The 16439-nt window shown below is 72.4% G+C and carries 13 protein-coding genes; 7 read left to right on the top strand and 6 right to left on the bottom strand.

The window, feature by feature from the left end; all coding sequences use genetic code 11:
• Positions 1-67 precede the first annotated feature (67 nt).
• Positions 68-1504 carry a class II 3-deoxy-7-phosphoheptulonate synthase gene (locus LQK93_RS19460; protein ID WP_374969410.1) on the top strand — a complete coding sequence of 479 codons (1437 nt, stop codon included), beginning with the start codon at positions 68-70 and terminating at the stop codon, positions 1502-1504.
• Between the two features lie 10 nt (positions 1505-1514).
• The gene (locus tag LQK93_RS19455; RefSeq protein ID WP_374969409.1) at positions 1515-2597 is read left to right on the top strand and encodes a threonine aldolase family protein; all 1083 of its coding nucleotides are present in this window, start codon (positions 1515-1517) and stop codon (positions 2595-2597) included.
• Between the two features lie 57 nt (positions 2598-2654).
• On the opposite strand, the gene LQK93_RS19450 is transcribed toward LQK93_RS19455, so the two are convergent.
• The 3 genes from LQK93_RS19450 to LQK93_RS19440 all read right to left on the bottom strand — a co-directional run bounded on the left by LQK93_RS19450 (position 2655) and on the right by LQK93_RS19440 (position 6666).
• Positions 2655-3515, bottom strand: a complete 861-nt coding sequence (locus LQK93_RS19450; protein WP_374969408.1) for a DMT family transporter — start codon at positions 3513-3515, stop codon at positions 2655-2657.
• A gap of 49 nt (positions 3516-3564) precedes the next feature.
• A complete protein-coding gene (pknB, locus tag LQK93_RS19445) occupies positions 3565-5559 on the bottom strand; it encodes a Stk1 family PASTA domain-containing Ser/Thr kinase (protein ID WP_374969407.1) in 1995 nt (664 codons plus the stop codon).
• A gap of 138 nt (positions 5560-5697) precedes the next feature.
• Complete coding sequence (locus tag LQK93_RS19440; protein ID WP_374969406.1) at positions 5698-6666, bottom strand: LysM peptidoglycan-binding domain-containing protein; 969 nt, start codon at positions 6664-6666, stop codon at positions 5698-5700.
• Positions 6667-6976: 310 nt separating this feature from the next.
• Between LQK93_RS19440 and LQK93_RS19435 the strand changes: the two genes are divergently transcribed.
• On the top strand, positions 6977-7375 hold the full coding sequence (locus LQK93_RS19435; RefSeq protein ID WP_374969405.1) for an Rv2175c family DNA-binding protein: 399 nt from the start codon (positions 6977-6979) through the stop codon (positions 7373-7375).
• A gap of 18 nt (positions 7376-7393) precedes the next feature.
• Here the strand turns inward: LQK93_RS19435 and LQK93_RS19430 are convergent, their stop codons facing one another.
• Positions 7394-8500, bottom strand: a complete 1107-nt coding sequence (locus LQK93_RS19430) for a polyprenyl synthetase family protein (RefSeq protein WP_374969404.1) — start codon at positions 8498-8500, stop codon at positions 7394-7396.
• Positions 8501-8594: 94 nt separating this feature from the next.
• On the opposite strand from LQK93_RS19430, the gene LQK93_RS19425 reads away from it, so the two are divergent.
• Positions 8595-9503 carry a methylenetetrahydrofolate reductase gene (locus tag LQK93_RS19425; RefSeq protein WP_374969403.1) on the top strand — a complete coding sequence of 303 codons (909 nt, stop codon included), beginning with the start codon at positions 8595-8597 and terminating at the stop codon, positions 9501-9503.
• A gap of 13 nt (positions 9504-9516) precedes the next feature.
• On the opposite strand, the gene LQK93_RS19420 is transcribed toward LQK93_RS19425, so the two are convergent.
• Both LQK93_RS19420 and LQK93_RS19415 read right to left on the bottom strand, forming a co-directional pair.
• A complete protein-coding gene (locus tag LQK93_RS19420) occupies positions 9517-10095 on the bottom strand; it encodes a GNAT family N-acetyltransferase (protein WP_374969402.1) in 579 nt (192 codons plus the stop codon).
• Between the two features lie 194 nt (positions 10096-10289).
• Entirely contained in the window at positions 10290-11009 is a 720-nt protein-coding gene (locus tag LQK93_RS19415) for a DUF4126 domain-containing protein (protein ID WP_374969401.1), read from the bottom strand.
• A 507-nt stretch (positions 11010-11516) separates the two neighbouring features.
• Between LQK93_RS19415 and LQK93_RS19410 the strand changes: the two genes are divergently transcribed.
• From LQK93_RS19410 to LQK93_RS19400, 3 genes are read left to right on the top strand one after another with little or no spacing between them, the layout of a single operon-like run.
• Positions 11517-11909 (top strand): DUF6504 family protein, encoded by a 393-nt coding sequence (locus LQK93_RS19410; protein WP_374969399.1) that lies wholly within the window; start codon positions 11517-11519, stop codon positions 11907-11909.
• 32 nt (positions 11910-11941) lie between these two features.
• On the top strand, positions 11942-12415 hold the full coding sequence (locus LQK93_RS19405) for an SAV_6107 family HEPN domain-containing protein (RefSeq protein ID WP_374969398.1): 474 nt from the start codon (positions 11942-11944) through the stop codon (positions 12413-12415).
• Between the two features lie 7 nt (positions 12416-12422).
• Positions 12423-16382, top strand: coding sequence for a DNA polymerase III subunit alpha (locus LQK93_RS19400; RefSeq protein WP_374969397.1), 3960 nt, complete (start codon positions 12423-12425; stop codon positions 16380-16382).
• The last annotated feature ends 57 nt before the right edge of the window (positions 16383-16439 follow it).

Genomic DNA, 16439 nt, shown 5'->3' with positions numbered 1-16439 from the left:
ACGGGCCGAGGAGACGGCCCGTCGGTCGGGGCGCGGCACACGTCCTCGGGGTTCGTGAGGTTTCGGGATGCGGACCCCGGCAGGGGGCGCCCAGTCCGGCGTCTACGCTTACGGGGTGAACACGAGGACCGTCACCACCGATGTCGGCCTTGCACCCGTTGACGGGTCCGAGGCCCTCGCCGCCCTCACGGCTGCTGCCAGCGAGCTGGAGGCCGCGCAGCAGCCCGCGTGGCCCGACACGGCCGCCCTGGCCGAGGTGATCGAGACGCTCTCCTCGTATCCGCCGCTCGTCTTCGCCGGCGAGTGCGACATCCTCACCGACCGGATGGCCAAGGCCGCCGTGGGCGAGGCCTTCGTGCTCCAGGGCGGCGACTGCGCCGAGACGTTCGCGTCCGCGACGGCCGACAACATCCGTGACCGCATCAAGACGATCCTGCAGATGGCGGCCGTGCTGACCTACGGCGCATCGGTTCCGGTCGTCAAGATCGGCCGCATGGCCGGCCAGTACGCCAAGCCGCGCAGCTCGACCGTCGAGACCCGTGAGGGCGTGACGCTGCCCGCCTTCCGCGGCGACATGGTCAACGACTTCGCGTTCCACGAGACGGCGCGCATCCCCGACCCGCAGCGGCTCGTCCGGGCCTACCACGCGAGCTCAGCGACGCTGAACCTCGTACGCGCTTTCACCACAGGCGGATTCGCCGACCTGCGACACGTGCACGACTGGAACCGCGGCTTCGTCGCCAACTCGGCCAACCAGCGCTACGAGAAGCTGGCCAAGGACATCGACAAGGCGATGCGCTTCATGGCGGCCTGCGGCGCCGACTTCGACGCCATGCGCACGGTCGAGTTCTTCGCCGCCCACGAGGCGCTGCTCCTCGACTACGAGCGCCCGCTCACGCGCATCGACTCCCGCTCGGGTCGGCTCTACGACACGTCTGGGCACTTCGTGTGGGTCGGCGAGCGCACCCGCCAGCTCGACGGCGCCCACGTCGACTTCGTCTCGCGCATCAGCAACCCCATCGGCGTCAAGCTCGGCCCCAAGGCCGACATCGACGAGGTGCTGCGCCTCATCGACAAGGTCGACCCGAACCGCACCCCGGGTCGCCTCACCTTCATCACGCGCATGGGCGCCGGCACGATCCGCGACGCGCTGCCGGCGATCGTCGACAAGGTGACCGCCTCCGGCGCCACGGTGACGTGGATCTGCGACCCCATGCACGGCAACACCTTCGAGAGCCCGTCGGGCTACAAGACGCGCGACTTCGAGGACATCGTCGAGGAGGTGCGCGGCTTCTTCGAGGTGCACCAGTCGCTCGGCACGGTCCCGGGCGGCATCCACGTCGAGCTGACCGGCAACGACGTCACCGAGTGCCTCGGCGGTGCGGAGAAGATCATCGACTCCGACCTCGAGAAGCGCTACGAGTCCCTGTGCGACCCGCGCCTGAACCACCAGCAGTCGCTCGAGCTCGCGTTCCTCGTCGCCGAGATGCTCGGCCAGGCCTGACGTGGCGTCGGTGGGGGCGTCGGCGGGGTCGAGCGCGAGCAGCCCGTTCAAGGCGGACCTGCTGAGCGACACGCTGACCCGGCCCTCCAAGGCCATGCGCGAGGCCATGGCACGCGCTGACGTCGGCGACGACGTCTTCGGCGAGGACCCGACGCTGCGGGCCCTCGAGGAGCGCGTCGCCGGGATGCTCGGCCACGAGGCGGGGCTCTTCACGCCGTCCGGGTCGATGGCCAACCAGCTCGGCGTGCGGCTGCACGTCAAGCCGGGCGAGGAGCTGATCGGCGACTCGCTGGCCCACGTGGTCCGGGCCGAGCTCGGCGCCGCCGCCGTGCTCTCGGGCATCTCGTCGCGCACCTGGGTCTCCGAGCGCGGACGCTTCCGGGCCGAGGACGCCGCGTCCCTGATGATCACGGGCGTCGGCCCGTACCAGGTGTGCACGTCGCTGGTCATCGTCGAGAACACCCACAACTTCGGAGGCGGCACCGTCCAGTCCCTCGACGAGATCCGACGCGCGCGCCAGGTGACGCGTGAGCGTGGTGTGGCGATGCACCTCGACGGCGCGCGTCTCTTCAACGCCCACGTGGCCTCGGGTGTGCCGGTCAGCGACTACGGCCGCGAGTTCGACACCGTCTCCATCTGCCTCAGCAAGGGACTCGGCGCCCCGGTCGGCAGCGTCCTCGTGGGCTCCGCCGACGCCATGGCCGAGTCCCGGGTGTGGCGCAAGCGCTTCGGGGGAGGTATGCGCCAGGCCGGGATCCTCGCTGCGGCAGGGCTCTTCGCCCTCGACCACAACGTCGAGCGGCTCGCCGACGACCACGCCCGCGCGCGGCGTGCGGCCGAGGCCGTCGCGGAGGCGGCCCCCGGCGTCGTCGACCTCGCCACGGTCGAGACGAACATCGTCATCCTCGACGTCGCAGCGGCGGGATGGACGTCGGCGGCCTTCGTCGACGCTGCCCTCGCAGGCGGCGTGCGCACGTATGCCGTCGGGCCCGGTGCCGTGCGCCTCGTCTGGCACCTCGACGTCGACGACGCGGGCACCGACGTCGCGATCGACGTGCTCACCGGCCTCGTGCGGTCGGCTCCCTCGGCCTGACCGTGGAGCAGGGCGCCCGGCGCCCTTCCCTCTCGGCGTGCGCGGGGCCAGCGCGGGTCAGAGCTCGTGGTGCAGGGCTTCGGCGGGCAGCTCGCGGGGGCGGCGGCGCGTCGCGATGAGCTCGACGGCATACATGGCCGTCAGCACGAGGGCGCCCCCCGCGACCATGCGCCACGTCGGCGACTCGCCACCGAAGACCACGGCGAAGAAGGCCGCGAAGACCGGCTCCATCGTCATGACGATCGCGGCCCGCGTCGCAGGCAGGTGGGCCTGCGCCCACGTCTGCGCCCAGAGCGCGAGGATGCTGGCGAAGGCGACCATGTAGAGCAGCGAGGCCCACTGCCCTCCGGTCTGCGGTAGGACGATCCCGCCCGGCAGCGCGCCGACGCCGCACAGCACGGCGATGACGACCATCTGCACGACGGAGAGCCCGGTGGCGACCTCGGATGCGCTGTAGCGCCCGAGACCCACGATGTGGAGCGCGTAGAGCAGGGCGGACACCAGCGTGATGGCCTCTCCGGGCCCGACGGACAGGCCCCGCAGCGAGAGCAGCGCGAGCCCGGCGGTGGCCAGCCCCACGGCCAGCCACGTCGATGCCGCGACCCGTTCGCGCAGCAGCAGTGCGGTCAGCAGCGGCGTCAGCACGACGTAGGTGCCGGTGATGAAGCCGGACACCGACGCCGGGGTGGAGGTCAGGCCCACCGTCTGGGCGATCTGGGCCAGACCGTAGAGCGTGCCCAACCCGACACCGATGAGCACCTGCCGACGGGTCAGCGCACGGACCGGACGCCAGAAGAGCACGAGCATGACGACGGTGGCGATGGCGAACCGCACGGCGAGGAAGTCGAGGGGCGGCACGTGCACGACGAGGTCGTGGATCAGGAAGAACGTCGATCCCCAGACCGCGGTCAGGGACACGAGCAGGATCGTGGCGAGGCGCGAGCGCGCCGAGTCGTGCACCCCGGGCCTAGACGATCGTCAGGACGATGGTGCTGCCCTTGCGAGCGGAGTCGCCGCCCTTGACGCTCTGGTGCTGGACCAGGTCGAACACGGGACCGAAGAGGCCCGCCTCCTTCTTGACGGTGAAGCCGAGGTCGGTGAGGGCCTTCTCCGCGTCGCTGGATGCCCGCCCGACGACGTTGGGCACCTGCACCATGACCGGACCCTTGGAGACGACCAGCTTGACCGAGTCACCCCGGTGGAGCGTGCCCCGGTCCGGTGACTGCGAGACCACCTGGCCCGCGGGCACGCTGTCGCTGTTGATGTCGGGGGCCCGCACGACGACGAGCCCGGCCTTCGTGACAGTTGCCGAGGCCGCGTCGAACGACGAGCCCGTGACGGTGGGGACGTCGATCGGCTGGCGCCCCCTCGACACGACCACCGAGACGGGGGTGTTGCGCTTCACCGAGGCCCCCGGCTCCGGGTCCTGCGAGATGACGACGCCCTCGGGCACCGTCTCGCTCCAGGCCTTCGAGGTGTCGCCCAGCCGCAGCGTCAGTGGCGACAGGGCCGACCCGAGGTCGGCGACCGGGGCCCCGACGAGCCGCGGGACGGCATACCGCTCCCTGCCCTTGGAGACGACCAGGCGGACGGTGGACTGCTTGCCGAGCTCGGTGCCCGCGCCGGGGTCGACCTGCAGCACGACGCCGCTGGCCTTGGTCTCGGAGAACTCCTGGGTCTCGTCGACCCCGAGCGAGGCGCGCTGCAGTGCTCCGCGGGCCTGGGCGAGCTGCTGGCCGACAACGGCAGGCACAGCCGTGGAGCCGCCCGGGCCGGCCGTGAACCACCAGCCTGCGCTCCCGCCGCCGAGGACGAGCAGCCCGGCGGCCAGCCAGAGCGGCCACCGCCGGCGGCGACGGGACCGGTCGTGGGCCCCGACCGGCATGGCCGTCGTGTGCTCGAGGACCGGCGCCTCGTGATCGTCGTGCACGGGCCGCCCGGCCAACGCGGCCCGGCGGGCAGCGACCGCTCGGTCGACCGACTGCGGGGGCACCCCGTCCGGGGCGGTGGTGGAGAGGGTGGGGGCCGAGCGCGTCGCCTCGACGCGGCGCAGCCGCGAGGTCGTAGCCGGGTCAGGCGAGATCGCCGCACCGCGCCGGTCCAGCTCCCCTCCCGAGAGGCCACGCCGGGCCCCGCGCAGCGCGGTGACGAACTCCGCGGCCGACTCGAACCGGTCGTCGGGGTCGGTGGCCGTCGCCCGCGCCACCAGCTCGTCCAGTGCGGCAGGGACCGTCGGCACGACCGAGGAGGGCGGCCTGATGGTCCCGTGCACGTGGTTGTACGCGATCTGGATGGGGGTGTCGCCCGTGACGGCCTTGTGCCCCGTGAGCATCTCGGACAGGAGCAGGCCCGCGGCATACACGTCGCTGCGCGGGTCGGCGACCCCGCGCTCGACCTGCTCGGGCGAGAGGTAGGAGACGGTTCCGAGCAGGACGCCGGTCTGGCTCGTGGTCGCCTGGTTGGTGATGGCCCGGGCCAGCCCGAAGTCGGCGACCTTGACCTCGCCGTCGCCGCGGACGATGACGTTCTCGGGCTTGACGTCCCGGTGGATCATGCCGGCGACGTGCGCAGCGCGCAGCGCGAGCAGGATCGGCTCGAGGACTGCGAGCGCCTCGCGCGCCGTGAGGGGCGCCTCCTCGTGGATGACCTCGCGCAGGGTCTTGCCCTCGACGAGCTCCATCGCGAGGAAGACCTCGCCGTCGTCCTCGCCCTGGTCGAAGACGGCGACCACGTTGGGGTGGCTCAGGCGTGCGGCCGAGCGAGCCTCCGCGCGGAAGCGGTTGACGAAGACCTGGTCGGTGGCGAGCCCCGGGCGCATGATCTTGAGCGCGACCCGCCGGTCGAGGCGTCCGTCCAGCGCGACGTAGACGGAGGCCATGCCACCGTCCGCGAGGTGGGAGAGGATGCGGTACCGGCCGTCGATCACGCGACCGACGAGGGCGTCCGCCACACTGGACGTCACCGCACGGAGTTTACGGGCACAGCCCGCCCATCCGGCGCAGGCCAGCCGGTGCGCGGTGCGGCCGCGCGGACTGGTCTGCGGACCGGTCGCGCGCGCCGTTCTCGCGGGGCGCGCGCGACGGCGGCCCCGCGAGACCGGTCACATGCGGGCGTAGATGGCCAGCACGCTCGCGATGTAGCGCTTGGTGTCCTCGTACAGGCCCTTGGTGCGGACCGAGTAGAGACCCTGGTAGTAGCCGCCAATGGCCTGCTCGCGCGAGTCTGCGCCGGCCTGGAGAGCGCGGATGATCAGCACGCCGGCCGTGACGTTGTCCTGGGTGTCGTAGCGGTCGAGCGAGCGCCCGGCCAGCTCCGAGGCCCACGTCTGCGAGACGGGCATGATCTGCATGACGCCGACGGCGTCGGTGTAGGAGACGGCCCGCTGGTACCAGCCGGACTCCAGATAGCTGATGGCGAGCGCGAGCTTGGGGTCGACACCGTGCCGGATCGCGGTGGCGCGGACCATGGCGGAGGTGTCGGTGCGGCTCGGCACGTCCCGCGCGGCGAGCTTCGCCTTGCTCTCGGCGACGGCCTGGGCCGTCTTGTCGGGGTACTGGTAGCCGGCCGGCGGTGCGGGCGCAGGGGTGGGGGTGACCGGCTTCGCGGACGAGCCGACGCCCGGGACGACAATCCGCTGCCCGACGAAGATGAGGCCGGCGTTGGCCAGCCGGTTGGCGGCGAGCAGCTTGGTCAGCGAGACGCCGTAGTGCTGCGCGATGCCACTCATGGTGTCGCCGGCCCTCACGGTGTGGACCCGGTCGCCGGCGGACGGCTGTGCGCTGGGCCTGGGTGCCGACTGCACCGGCTTGGCGTGCCCGGGAGCCGACGGTCGCGGGGCCGAGGCGGCCGAGCCGGGCACCATGAGCTTCTGGCCGGGAAGGATCAGTGCACCGCCGTTGGACAGCCGGTTCTTCTCCGCGATGGCCCGGACGGTCGTGCGGTGCGCGATGGCGAGGTTCCACAGGGTGTCGCCCGGCCGGACCGTGACGGTCTTCCAGGAGGTCGTGGCCACGGGTGCCACGGCCGCGTGGGCGGGTAGGGCGAGCGCGGCGACGTCGGCGAAGGGCATGGGGTGGAGTCCTTTCCTGGAGCCCGAGCAGGTGGTGAGGAACGTGGAGGGGCGTTCGGGGAAGGGGGCGCGGTTACGAAGTGGTGTCTGGGTCTTGTGTGACGCTTGTGAGCCAAAGGGGCTGCTGTGACGATAGCGCATAGTTTCAGCACTAAAGAATAAATACATCGGTGTAATTCCGATGGTTGGTCCGTTCGCACGCGCGGGGCTGGGATGCGGAGTGGAGCACCCGGGGGCACATCTGGTGGGGGAGTCGGATGGGAGACGTCTCGTCCACGACGGGCCCTCGGCGGTGGCACACTCTTGTCCCGTGAGCGAGAACCCCCACCCGCAGTCCGCAGAGCCGGCCACCCCCGACCTCGAGGCGCTCGTCGGGCAGTGGCTGACCGTGCCCGATGCCGCCGAGCAGCTCGGTGTGCCGCTGTCTCGCGTGCGACAGCTCATCGCCGACCGGGAAGTGCTGGCCGCCCGCATCGGTGATCGCCGCGTCACCGCGATCCCGGCCAAGTTCTTCGACGAGGCAGGACCGCGCCCCGAGCTGCGTGGCACGTTCACCGTGCTCGCTGACGGCGGCATGGACGACGAGGAGATCATCGCCTGGCTGTTCACGCCGGATGCCACGCTGCCCGTCGAGGGGGCGCCGATCGACGCCATCCGAGCCGGCCACAAGACGGAGATCCGCAGGCGTGCGCAGGAGCTCGCCTTCTGAGCGGAGCGCGCCGCTGACTCAGGAGTGGCGGGCCGTCGCGACCGCGACGAGATCCTCGAGCACGTCCAGCGCCGACGGGTCGTAGGCCCCCGTCTGCCGCGCGCGGTCGACGGCTCGCTGCGCCTCGAGGGCCAGCTCGCCGATGAGGGACTCGACCCGCTCCACGGCGCCGGTGTCGACGAGGATGCGCCGGATCGACTCCACGCCCACCAGGTCGAGGTCGTCACGGCCGAGCAGGCGCTCCACGTCGTCACGGTCGTCGTCGGAGGCCGCGTCGAGGGCGTGGGCGACCAGCACCGTGCGCTTGCCCTCACGCAGGTCGTCGCCGGCGGGCTTGCCGGTGGCCTCCGGGTCGCCGAACACACCGAGCAGGTCGTCGCGCAGCTGGAACGCCTCGCCCAGCGCCAGGCCGTAGTCCGACAGGGGCGCGATCGCCGCCTCGGGGGCCCCGCCGACGAGGGCTCCGATGAGCAGCGGGTGCTCGATCGTGTACTTGGCGCTCTTGAAGCGGATGACCTTGCGGGCCGAGGCGATCCGGGCGTCGAGGCCGAGCCCGTCCCAGCCGCGGGCCGACTCGAGCAGGTCGAGGAACTGTCCGCCCATCAGCTGGGTGCGCATGTCGTCGAAGAGCCGGCGCCCACGCGCCAGCTGCTCGCCGGGGAGTCCGCACGTGGCGTACAGCTCGTCGCACCAGGTCAGGCAGAGGTCGCCGGCCAGGATCGCGGTGCCCTCACCGAACCGGTCGGCGTCGCCGGCCCAGCCGTTCCGGGAGTGCAGCGAGGCGACGGCGCGGTGCGCGGACGGCATACCGCGCCGCGTGTCGCTGCGGTCCATGACGTCGTCGTGGAGGAGCGCGGCGGCCTGGAAGAACTCCATGCTCGCGGCCAGGCGCACCAGCTCGTCGGAGTCGGGGCCGCCGGCGGCGCGGTAGCCCCAGTAGAGGAACCCGGCCCGCAGGCCCTTGCCGCCGCTGAGCAGCCCGGACACGGCCGAGACGAGGGGGGCTGTCTCCTCGCCGATCGCGGCGAGCGACTTCGTGGCCCCGGCGATCTGCCCGTCGATCGCCTGCTGCACCCGACGGCGCAGGACGTCAAGGTCGGTGGGGGTCTGCACGGGGTCCTCCATCGAGTCGCGGGAATCGTGGTCAGCCTACGGGGCACCGAGGCCGACCCGTGAGCAGGCCGCACGCCGAGGACGGGCGCCGCCTAGGGTGGTCGACATGGCATACGGCACGGCATCCTCGATGGCGCGAGCGGCGCGCTTCACCCGATCCATCCCGGCGATGATCGAGGCCGCCACCCCGACCTTCAGCTTCGAGTTCTTCCCGCCCAAGGATGACGCCGCCGAGGCGCAGCTGTGGGACGCCATCCGGCGCCTCGAGAAGCTCTCGCCGAGCTTCGTGTCGATCACCTACGGCGCCGGCGGGAGCACCCGCGACCGCACCGTGCGCCTGACCCGACGCGTCCTCGAGGAGACCTCGCTGACGCCCATGGCGCACCTGACGTGCGTTGGTCACTCGGTCGCCGAGCTGCGCGGCATCGTCGGGTCGTACGCCGCTGCCGGGGTCCGCAACATCCTGGCCCTGCGCGGTGACCCCCGGGGCGGCCTCGGCCAGCCGTGGGTCGCCCACCCCGAGGGGCTCGACCACGCCGACGAGCTCGTCATGTTGGTCCGCCGCCTCGGGCACTTCACCGTCGGCGTCGCGGCCTTCCCCGACGGGCACCCGGAGTCGCGCGACGTCGGCGAGGACGCCGACACGCTGATCCGCAAGGAGCACGCGGGCGCCGAGTTCGCGATCTCCCAGATGGTCTTCGACGTCGACAACTACCTGCGCCTGCGCGACGAGCTCGCGAGGCGGGGCTCCCGGCTCCCGGTGGTGCCGGCCATCATGCCGATCACCAACGCCCGGCAGGTCGTACGCATGGCGCAGCTCGCGGGTCAGCCGATGCCGACCGCCGTGACCGACCGGCTCGAGCGCCACGGCGAGGACGCGGCCGCGGTGCGGGCCGAGGGCATGGCCATCGCCACCGAGTCGTCACGCCGGCTGCTCGACGAGGGGGCGCCGGGCATCCACTTCATCACGATGAACCGCTCCTCGGCCACGCTCGAGGTCTTCGGCAACCTCTGACGAACCCTTCGGCCTACCGGCGCACGGCGGCAGCCTGCTGTGCCCGCCACTCCCGGGCGAGCAACGCGTACTGGTAGCCGTCGACCCAGCCGAGCTCGGCGTGCCACGAGTCCTCGACCCCGTGCTGCTCGCGCCGCATCCCGGCCTTCTCGAGCACCCGCGCCGACGCCCGGTTGTCGGCGAAGCACCCGGCCGTGACGCGCCGGAGGCCGAGCCGGTCGAACGCGGCGGCCAGCAGTCCGCGGGCGAGCGCGCTCGCGACGCCGCGGCCGGTGAACGTCGGGTCCACGACGTAGCCGATGACGGCCTCGGTGCGCTCGGGCATCCCGGGCTGGCCCATCCCGTCCGCCACGTCGAGGAAGCCCATCGCGGCGACCGTTCCATCCACCTCGGCTACGCAGGAGAAGTCCGTGTCGCTGGCGCCGATCGCCGACCACTCCGCGCGGAAGACCGCCGGGTCGACGTGGGTGCGCAGCATGAAGCGGTTCACCGACGGGTCGTTGCGGAAGGTGAGCAGGCGCTCCACGTCGGCGGCCGCCGCCTCACGCAGGTGGAGCGGACCGACTCGCATGGGCCACGGGCTGGCTGTCACCGCTGCATCCTCCCTGACGAGCGCGCGCGTCGCCACGTCGTTTCCGCCTTGAAGGACGCCGTATGCCGGAGGGTGACCGCACCGCGACCGGGCCCCCGGCTCACCGGGCCCCTCCTCCTGGACGCGGTCACGGCGAAGGACGAGTCGACGTGACGGTGATGTGCGTCGGCCTGTGAGCAGCCGCGCGCGGTGGCTCAGGTCTCCTGGTCGAAGGGCCGGGCGGACCGCTCCACCCGCGCCTCCACCGGTGTCTCCACCTGTGTCCGTGGACGAGGTGGAGGCGACTCGGGCGCAGGCGGGCGCCTCCGGGTCCGCGGGGCTGCGATGCCGACGCGCTCGCCCCACGCGTCGTAGCGGCGCTTGTAGCCACGGATGCGTGCCGCCAGCTTGTAGACGAGGAAGGCGCCGGCCGCGAGGAGGACGAGGGCGATGGAGGCTGCCCACCACGGGTGGGCGATGGCGAGCGCCGTGATCCCGGTGACGGCGACGTCCTCGGTGGTGCTGACGACGACGTTGCTGGCCGGCTCCGGCGAGGTGTTGACGGCGGCGCGCAGGCCGGCCTTGATGCCGTGCGAGACCAGTGCGGTGACACCACCGGTCGCCGCGCCGATGGCGGCGTCGAGGCTAGCCGTCTCATGGCCGATGAGGTAGCCGATGGTCGCCCCGACGGTCGGCCGCACGACGGTGTGGACTGAGTCCCAGACCGAGTCGACGTAGGGGATCTTGTCGGCGAGCATCTCGACGGCGAAGAGGATGCCGGCGCCGACCAGCACGTCTGTGCGCGCCAGGGCGTCGGGGATCTGGCCGAGGCCGAAGATCCGGTCGGCGAGCCCGAGGACGAGCACGACCGCGTACGCGTTGATTCCGCTGCCCCAGCCGGTGGTGAAGGCCAGGGGGATGAGCTCGGCGCCCACGACACTCCTTCGGTCACGCGCCGTCACGGGAGCGCCGGTGCGCCTGCTGCCTCGGACGAGTGAGCAGGGGTTTCAACGAGCCTGACGTTCTCGTATTACCCGGGACGACGCAACGGGGCACGATCCCGGCACGGGAACGGGCCCGATCCGTGAGCGGACGGGACCCCTGCACCCCTCCGTTCGCGGACCGAACCCGCGACGCCCAGTGTCCCCCGGGGTTGGATCGCAGGCCTGAGCATCGCTACTCAGATCCGTGGGAGGGTCGCCGATGGCGATCTTGACACGCTGTCGGCGGCAGGGGTTAGGCTTCGAGTATCGAACAGGTGTTCGAATGTCAGGTAGTCAGTTCAGGTCAGTTCAGTCGTCGGTTGGTGTCGGGCTGCTCGTGTGGGGCGCGGGTGGTCTGGGTCGTGATGTCGGCCTCGACGTGTCCGAGGGAGACGTGTCGTGGTGCGTAGGTTCAGTGACTCCGTGCAGGTGAGACTGCGGGAGCGTCAGCAGCATGGGGTGACCCAGCGCGTCGACTCGGTGGTCGGCGTTGCCGGCTCGCACCGTTCGTCCGGGGCGCATGGTTCGTCGGGCTCGTCGGATGCGGCAGACCCCTTCGAGGGAGGGGTCTGCGGGCCGCCGCCGGAGGCCTTCATCTGGCGTGGCCGGCTCTACGTCGTGCGCCGCGTCCTCGCCCAGTGGCGCGAGCGCCGTGCCTGGTGGCATGACGCGCTCCAGGCCGACGAGGCACAGGTTCGTCCCGGCGAGACGCTCGTCGCCGCGGCCAGCGAGCGGCATCTCTGGCGCGTCGAGGCCAGTCCGGGGTGGTCGTTCGCGCCCGGGGTCTACGACCTCGCCCACGACGAGTCCGCGCGAGGCGACCGGTGGTCGCTCGTCCGGGTCGCCGACTGACCGCTCCCAACGTCCGGAGAAGAGGAAACACCGTGACCGCAGCACACCTGCGCCCACCCATCTCGCGTCCACCGACCTCGCGTCCGATCTCGGTCGCCGTGCTCGACCTGCTCGAGCGGGCCCGCACCACGCTCGAGTCGGCCTGCCGCACCAGTGACGCCTCCGAGCGCTACCGCGGCGCCCACCTCGGGGCGCTCCGGGCAGCCGCGGCCCTCGTGGCGGCCCGCACCGTCCCGACCCCGAGAGCCCGCCCTCGCAACGTCTGGCAGGTCCTGCCCGTGGTTGCCCCCGAGCTGGGGGAGTGGGCCGCCTTCTTCGCGGCCTGCTCGGCGCATCGTTCGGCCATCGACCGCGGCGACCACGTCAGCGCCCGTGAGTCCGACGACCTGCTGCGGCAGGCCGAGATGTTCCTCGAGATCGTCCAGGACCTTCTCGGCGTCCCGCTGACCGTCCCCCTGCCGCAGTCGATCACGCCCGTCTCCAGGAGCCGGGCCAACGGAGCGTGACCACGGCATGACCCCCACCACCGCCCGCACCCCCGCCGCGGAGAGCTTCGTGCACCTGCACGTCGCCTCGGGCTACTCCATGCGCTACGGCACCGCCAAGCCGCACGATCTCGTCGAGCGGGCCGCAGCGTTCGGGCAGCCGGCGCTCGCCCTGACCGACCGCGACGGGCTCTACGGCGCCGTCAAGTTCGTGCGCGCATGCATGGAGCACGACGTCGCCCCGATCATCGGCGTCGACCTCGCCCTCGGACCCGAGCAGCCCGAACGCTCACGGCCCGTGCGCACGCCGGTGCGCGGTGGTGCGCTCGTCGACCCCCGGCTGCCTCGAGTCACCGTGCTCGCCCGGGGCAGCGGTGGCGGTCTCGCGCCGGGCGAGGGGTGGGCGGCGCTCTGCAGGCTCGTCACCGCGACCCACCTGCGCGGGGAGCGCGGCAACCCCGTCACGACCGTCGGGCTCCTCGCCGAGCACGCGAGCTCCCACCTCACGGCGCCGCCCGCTCCGGGGCCGATGCCGGCCTCGGCGCCGGTCTCGCCCTCGATGGCGGACGGCAGGCCCTCTCGCCTCGTCGTGCTGCTCGGTCCCGACTCCGACGTCGGGCGTGCGGTGCTCGCCAAGCGACGCGACCGAGCCCGCGCGGCCCTCGAGCGGTGGGTCGCGCTGCTCCCGCGCGGCGCCGTCGTCGTCGAGGTCGTCTGCCACGGCGGCCCGGAGCACCAGCCCGGCAGCCTCGGCCAGGCCGCGCGCATGCTCGCGCTGGCCCGAGAGGTCGGCGTGCCGAGCGTCATCACGGCCGCGGTGCGCCACACCGACCCCCAGGACGCCGCCATCGTCGACGTCCTCGACGCCGCGCGCCGGCTCGTCGCCCTCGACGCACGGCACCTCGACCGGGTCACCACCGCCGGGCACCTGTCGCCCACGCCCCTGATGCACGCGCTGGCCCTCGACGTCGTGCAGGTCTCCGGACCGGGCCTCGTCGGCGGCGGCTCGCTCGCACGCGAGCAGGCGCGTGAGCTGCTCGCCCGCACCACGGCCCTCGCCGCCGAGTGCGTCCAGGACCCACGGGCCGACCTCGGCATCGGCTCGGTCCACCTGCCCGAGCCGGGCGTCCTCGGCCTCCGACCCGGGACCAACCCCCACCGCGTCCTCGCGCGCCGGTGCCGTGAGGCCATCCCGACCCGCTACCCGGGGCGCTCCGACTCCGAGCTCGTCGCCGTCAGCGACCGGCTCGAGGACGAGCTCGGCGTCATCGAGACGCTCGGCTATGCGACGTACTTCCTCACCGTCGCCCAGGTCTGTGACCTCATCCGCGAGATGGGGGTGCGGGTCGCGGCCCGAGGCTCCGGGGCGGGGTCGCTCGTCAACTACCTCCTCGGGATCTCCGGGGTCGACCCGATGCGCCACGGACTGCTGATGGAGCGTTTCTGCTCCCCGCTGCGCGCCGAGCTGCCCGACATCGACATCGACGTCGAGTCGGCCCGCCGCACCGAGATCTACGAGCGCATCCTCGACCACTTCGGCGGCGAACGGGTCACCTGCGTCTCGATGATGGACACCTACCGGGTGCGTCACGCGATCCGTGACGCCGGCGCCGCGCTCGGGCTGCCACCGCCCGAGGTCGACGCAATGGCCAAGGCCTTCCCGCACATCGCGGCCCGCAACGTGCGCAACGCCCTGGCCGAGCTGCCCGAGCTGCGGGCGAGCGGGCTCGACGTGCCACGCCTGCAGCTGATGTTCGACATCGTCGAGCGCCTCGACGGCCTGCCTCGGCACATCGCCCTGCACCCGTGCGGGGTCGTGCTGTCCGACTCCGTCCTGCTCGACCGCACGCCTGTCGAGGCGAGCTGGCTCGGCTTCCCGATGAGCCAGTTCGACAAGGACGACGTCGAGGAGATGGGGCTGCTCAAGCTCGACGTCCTCGGCATCCGCATGCAGTCGGCGATGGCTCACGCCGTCGCCGAGGTCGAGCGGGTCGACGGCGAGCACGTCGACCTCGACGACGAGTCGCAGGTCCCCTTCGACGACGAGCCCACCTTCGAGCTGGTCCGCTCGACCAAGACCCTCGGCTGCTTCCAGATCGAGAGCCCCGGTCAGCGCGAGCTCATCGGCAAGTTCGGACCGCGCAGCTTCGACGACCTCATCATCGACATCTCGCTCTTCCGGCCCGGGCCGGTCAAGAGCGACATGATCATCCCGTTCCTCAACGCCCGGCAGGGCTGGGCGGACCCGTCCTACCTGCACCCGTCGCTCGTGCCAGCGCTCGAGGAGACCGAGGGAGTGGTCGTCTTCCACGAGCAGGTGCTCATGATCGTCGCCGAGACGACCGGAGTGACGCTGGCCCAGGCCGACGAGGTGCGCCGGGCCCTCGGCACTCCCGACGGGCAGCAGCGGATCGAGGCCTGGTGGCGGCCGGCCGCGAAGGCGCGCGGCTATGCCCCGGAGGTCGCCGACAAGATCTGGGAGGTCCTCAAGGCCTTCGCGTCGTTCGGTTTCTGCAAGGCCCACGCCGCCGCGTTCGCCCTGCCGACCTACCAGTCCGCGTGGCTCAAGACGCACCACCCGGCCGCCTTCCTCGCCGGGGTGCTGACCCACGACCCCGGTATGTACCCCAAGCGGCTCATCCTCGATGACGCGCGCACGTTCGGCATCTCGATCCTCGGGCTCGACGTCAACGTCTCGACCGGCGCCTACCGCTTCGAGCGCACCGACGACGGCGGCGAGGCGATCCGGCTCTCGCTCGCCGACGTCCACGGCATCAGCGAGGCCGAGGTCGCCCAGATCGTCGCGGGGCAGCCCTACGCGAGCCTGTCCGACTTCTGGCAGCGTGCGCACGTGTCACGGCCTGTCGCCGAGAAGCTCGTGCTGGCCGGCGCCTTCGACTCCCTGCACGGCATCGACCTCGGTGGCCCGACCCGGCTCGACGAGGGGGCCGCCGGCGTGGTGGCCCGCACCCGAGGCGGTCTCGGCCGCCGTGGGCAGGTCACCCGGCGCGACCTGCTGCTCCACGTCGCGGAGCTGGACCGGTGGTCCACGTCGCAGCGCTCGTCACGTCGGCGGGTGTCGGCCGCGAGCCACGGCCGGTCCACGGGTCCTGGGTCCTCACGGGGACGCGTCACGTCGGTCTCGGCCACCGGCGACATCAGGGCGCTCGCGGCAGCCCAGTCCCAGGCCTCTGCGGGCGCACCCACCCACGTCGCCACCCAGCTGACGCTCGACCTCGGTGACACGCCGAGGCTCTCCGCGACGAGCGGCCTGCCGGAGATGACCGGCCCCGAACGGGTCCGCGCCGAGCTGGAGGTGCTCGGCCTCGACGCGAGTGGTCACGTCGTCGACTTCTACCGGCCGATGCTCGACGCGCTAGGCGTCACCCGGGCACGTGACCTGCTCTCCGGGCGCAGCGGCCGGGAGGTCCTCGTCGCAGGGGTCAAGGTCGCCACCCAGACCCCGCCCATCCGCACCGGGCGCCGGGTCGTCTTCCTCACGCTCGACGACGCCACCGGCCCGGCCGACCTCACCTTCTTCGAGGACGTGCAGGGTCCGTATGCCGCCACCGTCTTCCACTCGTGGCTGCTGCTCTGCCGAGGGGTCGTGCGCCGCACCGGCCCTCGCGGCGTCTCGATCCGGGCCACCGGAGCGTGGGAGCTGTCCGCGCTGCAGGAGGCGTGGACCTCAGGAGGCATCACCGCCGTCCGCGACGCCCTCGACGGGGCCGACCGGGCCGCCTGGGAGCGGGCCAACGCGCTCGCTGGGCCGGACGGCGCGAGGGGTACCGGGGTCGGCGAGGGTCCGGACGGACGCCGCGTCCTCGTCCATGCCTCCGGGTTCAAGCAGTCGCCGTACGCCGACATCAAGCCGGCGGGTGACGACGTCAAGGGGCCGCGTGGCACGAGCGGGCTGGTGCCGACCGGTCCCATGGGCGGGGCGCCACGCAAGCTGTGGCACGCGAGTCCGGGAAGCTCAGGGCACTAGGGTGAAGCTGCAGATGACACATGCGCAGCACCACGCGTACCACGTTCCCCGACGGAG

Source organism: Terrabacter sp. BE26 (genome assembly GCF_041941675.1).
Lineage (GTDB): Bacteria > Actinomycetota > Actinomycetes > Actinomycetales > Dermatophilaceae > Terrabacter.
This window is presented reverse-complemented; position numbering and strand designations above follow the sequence as displayed.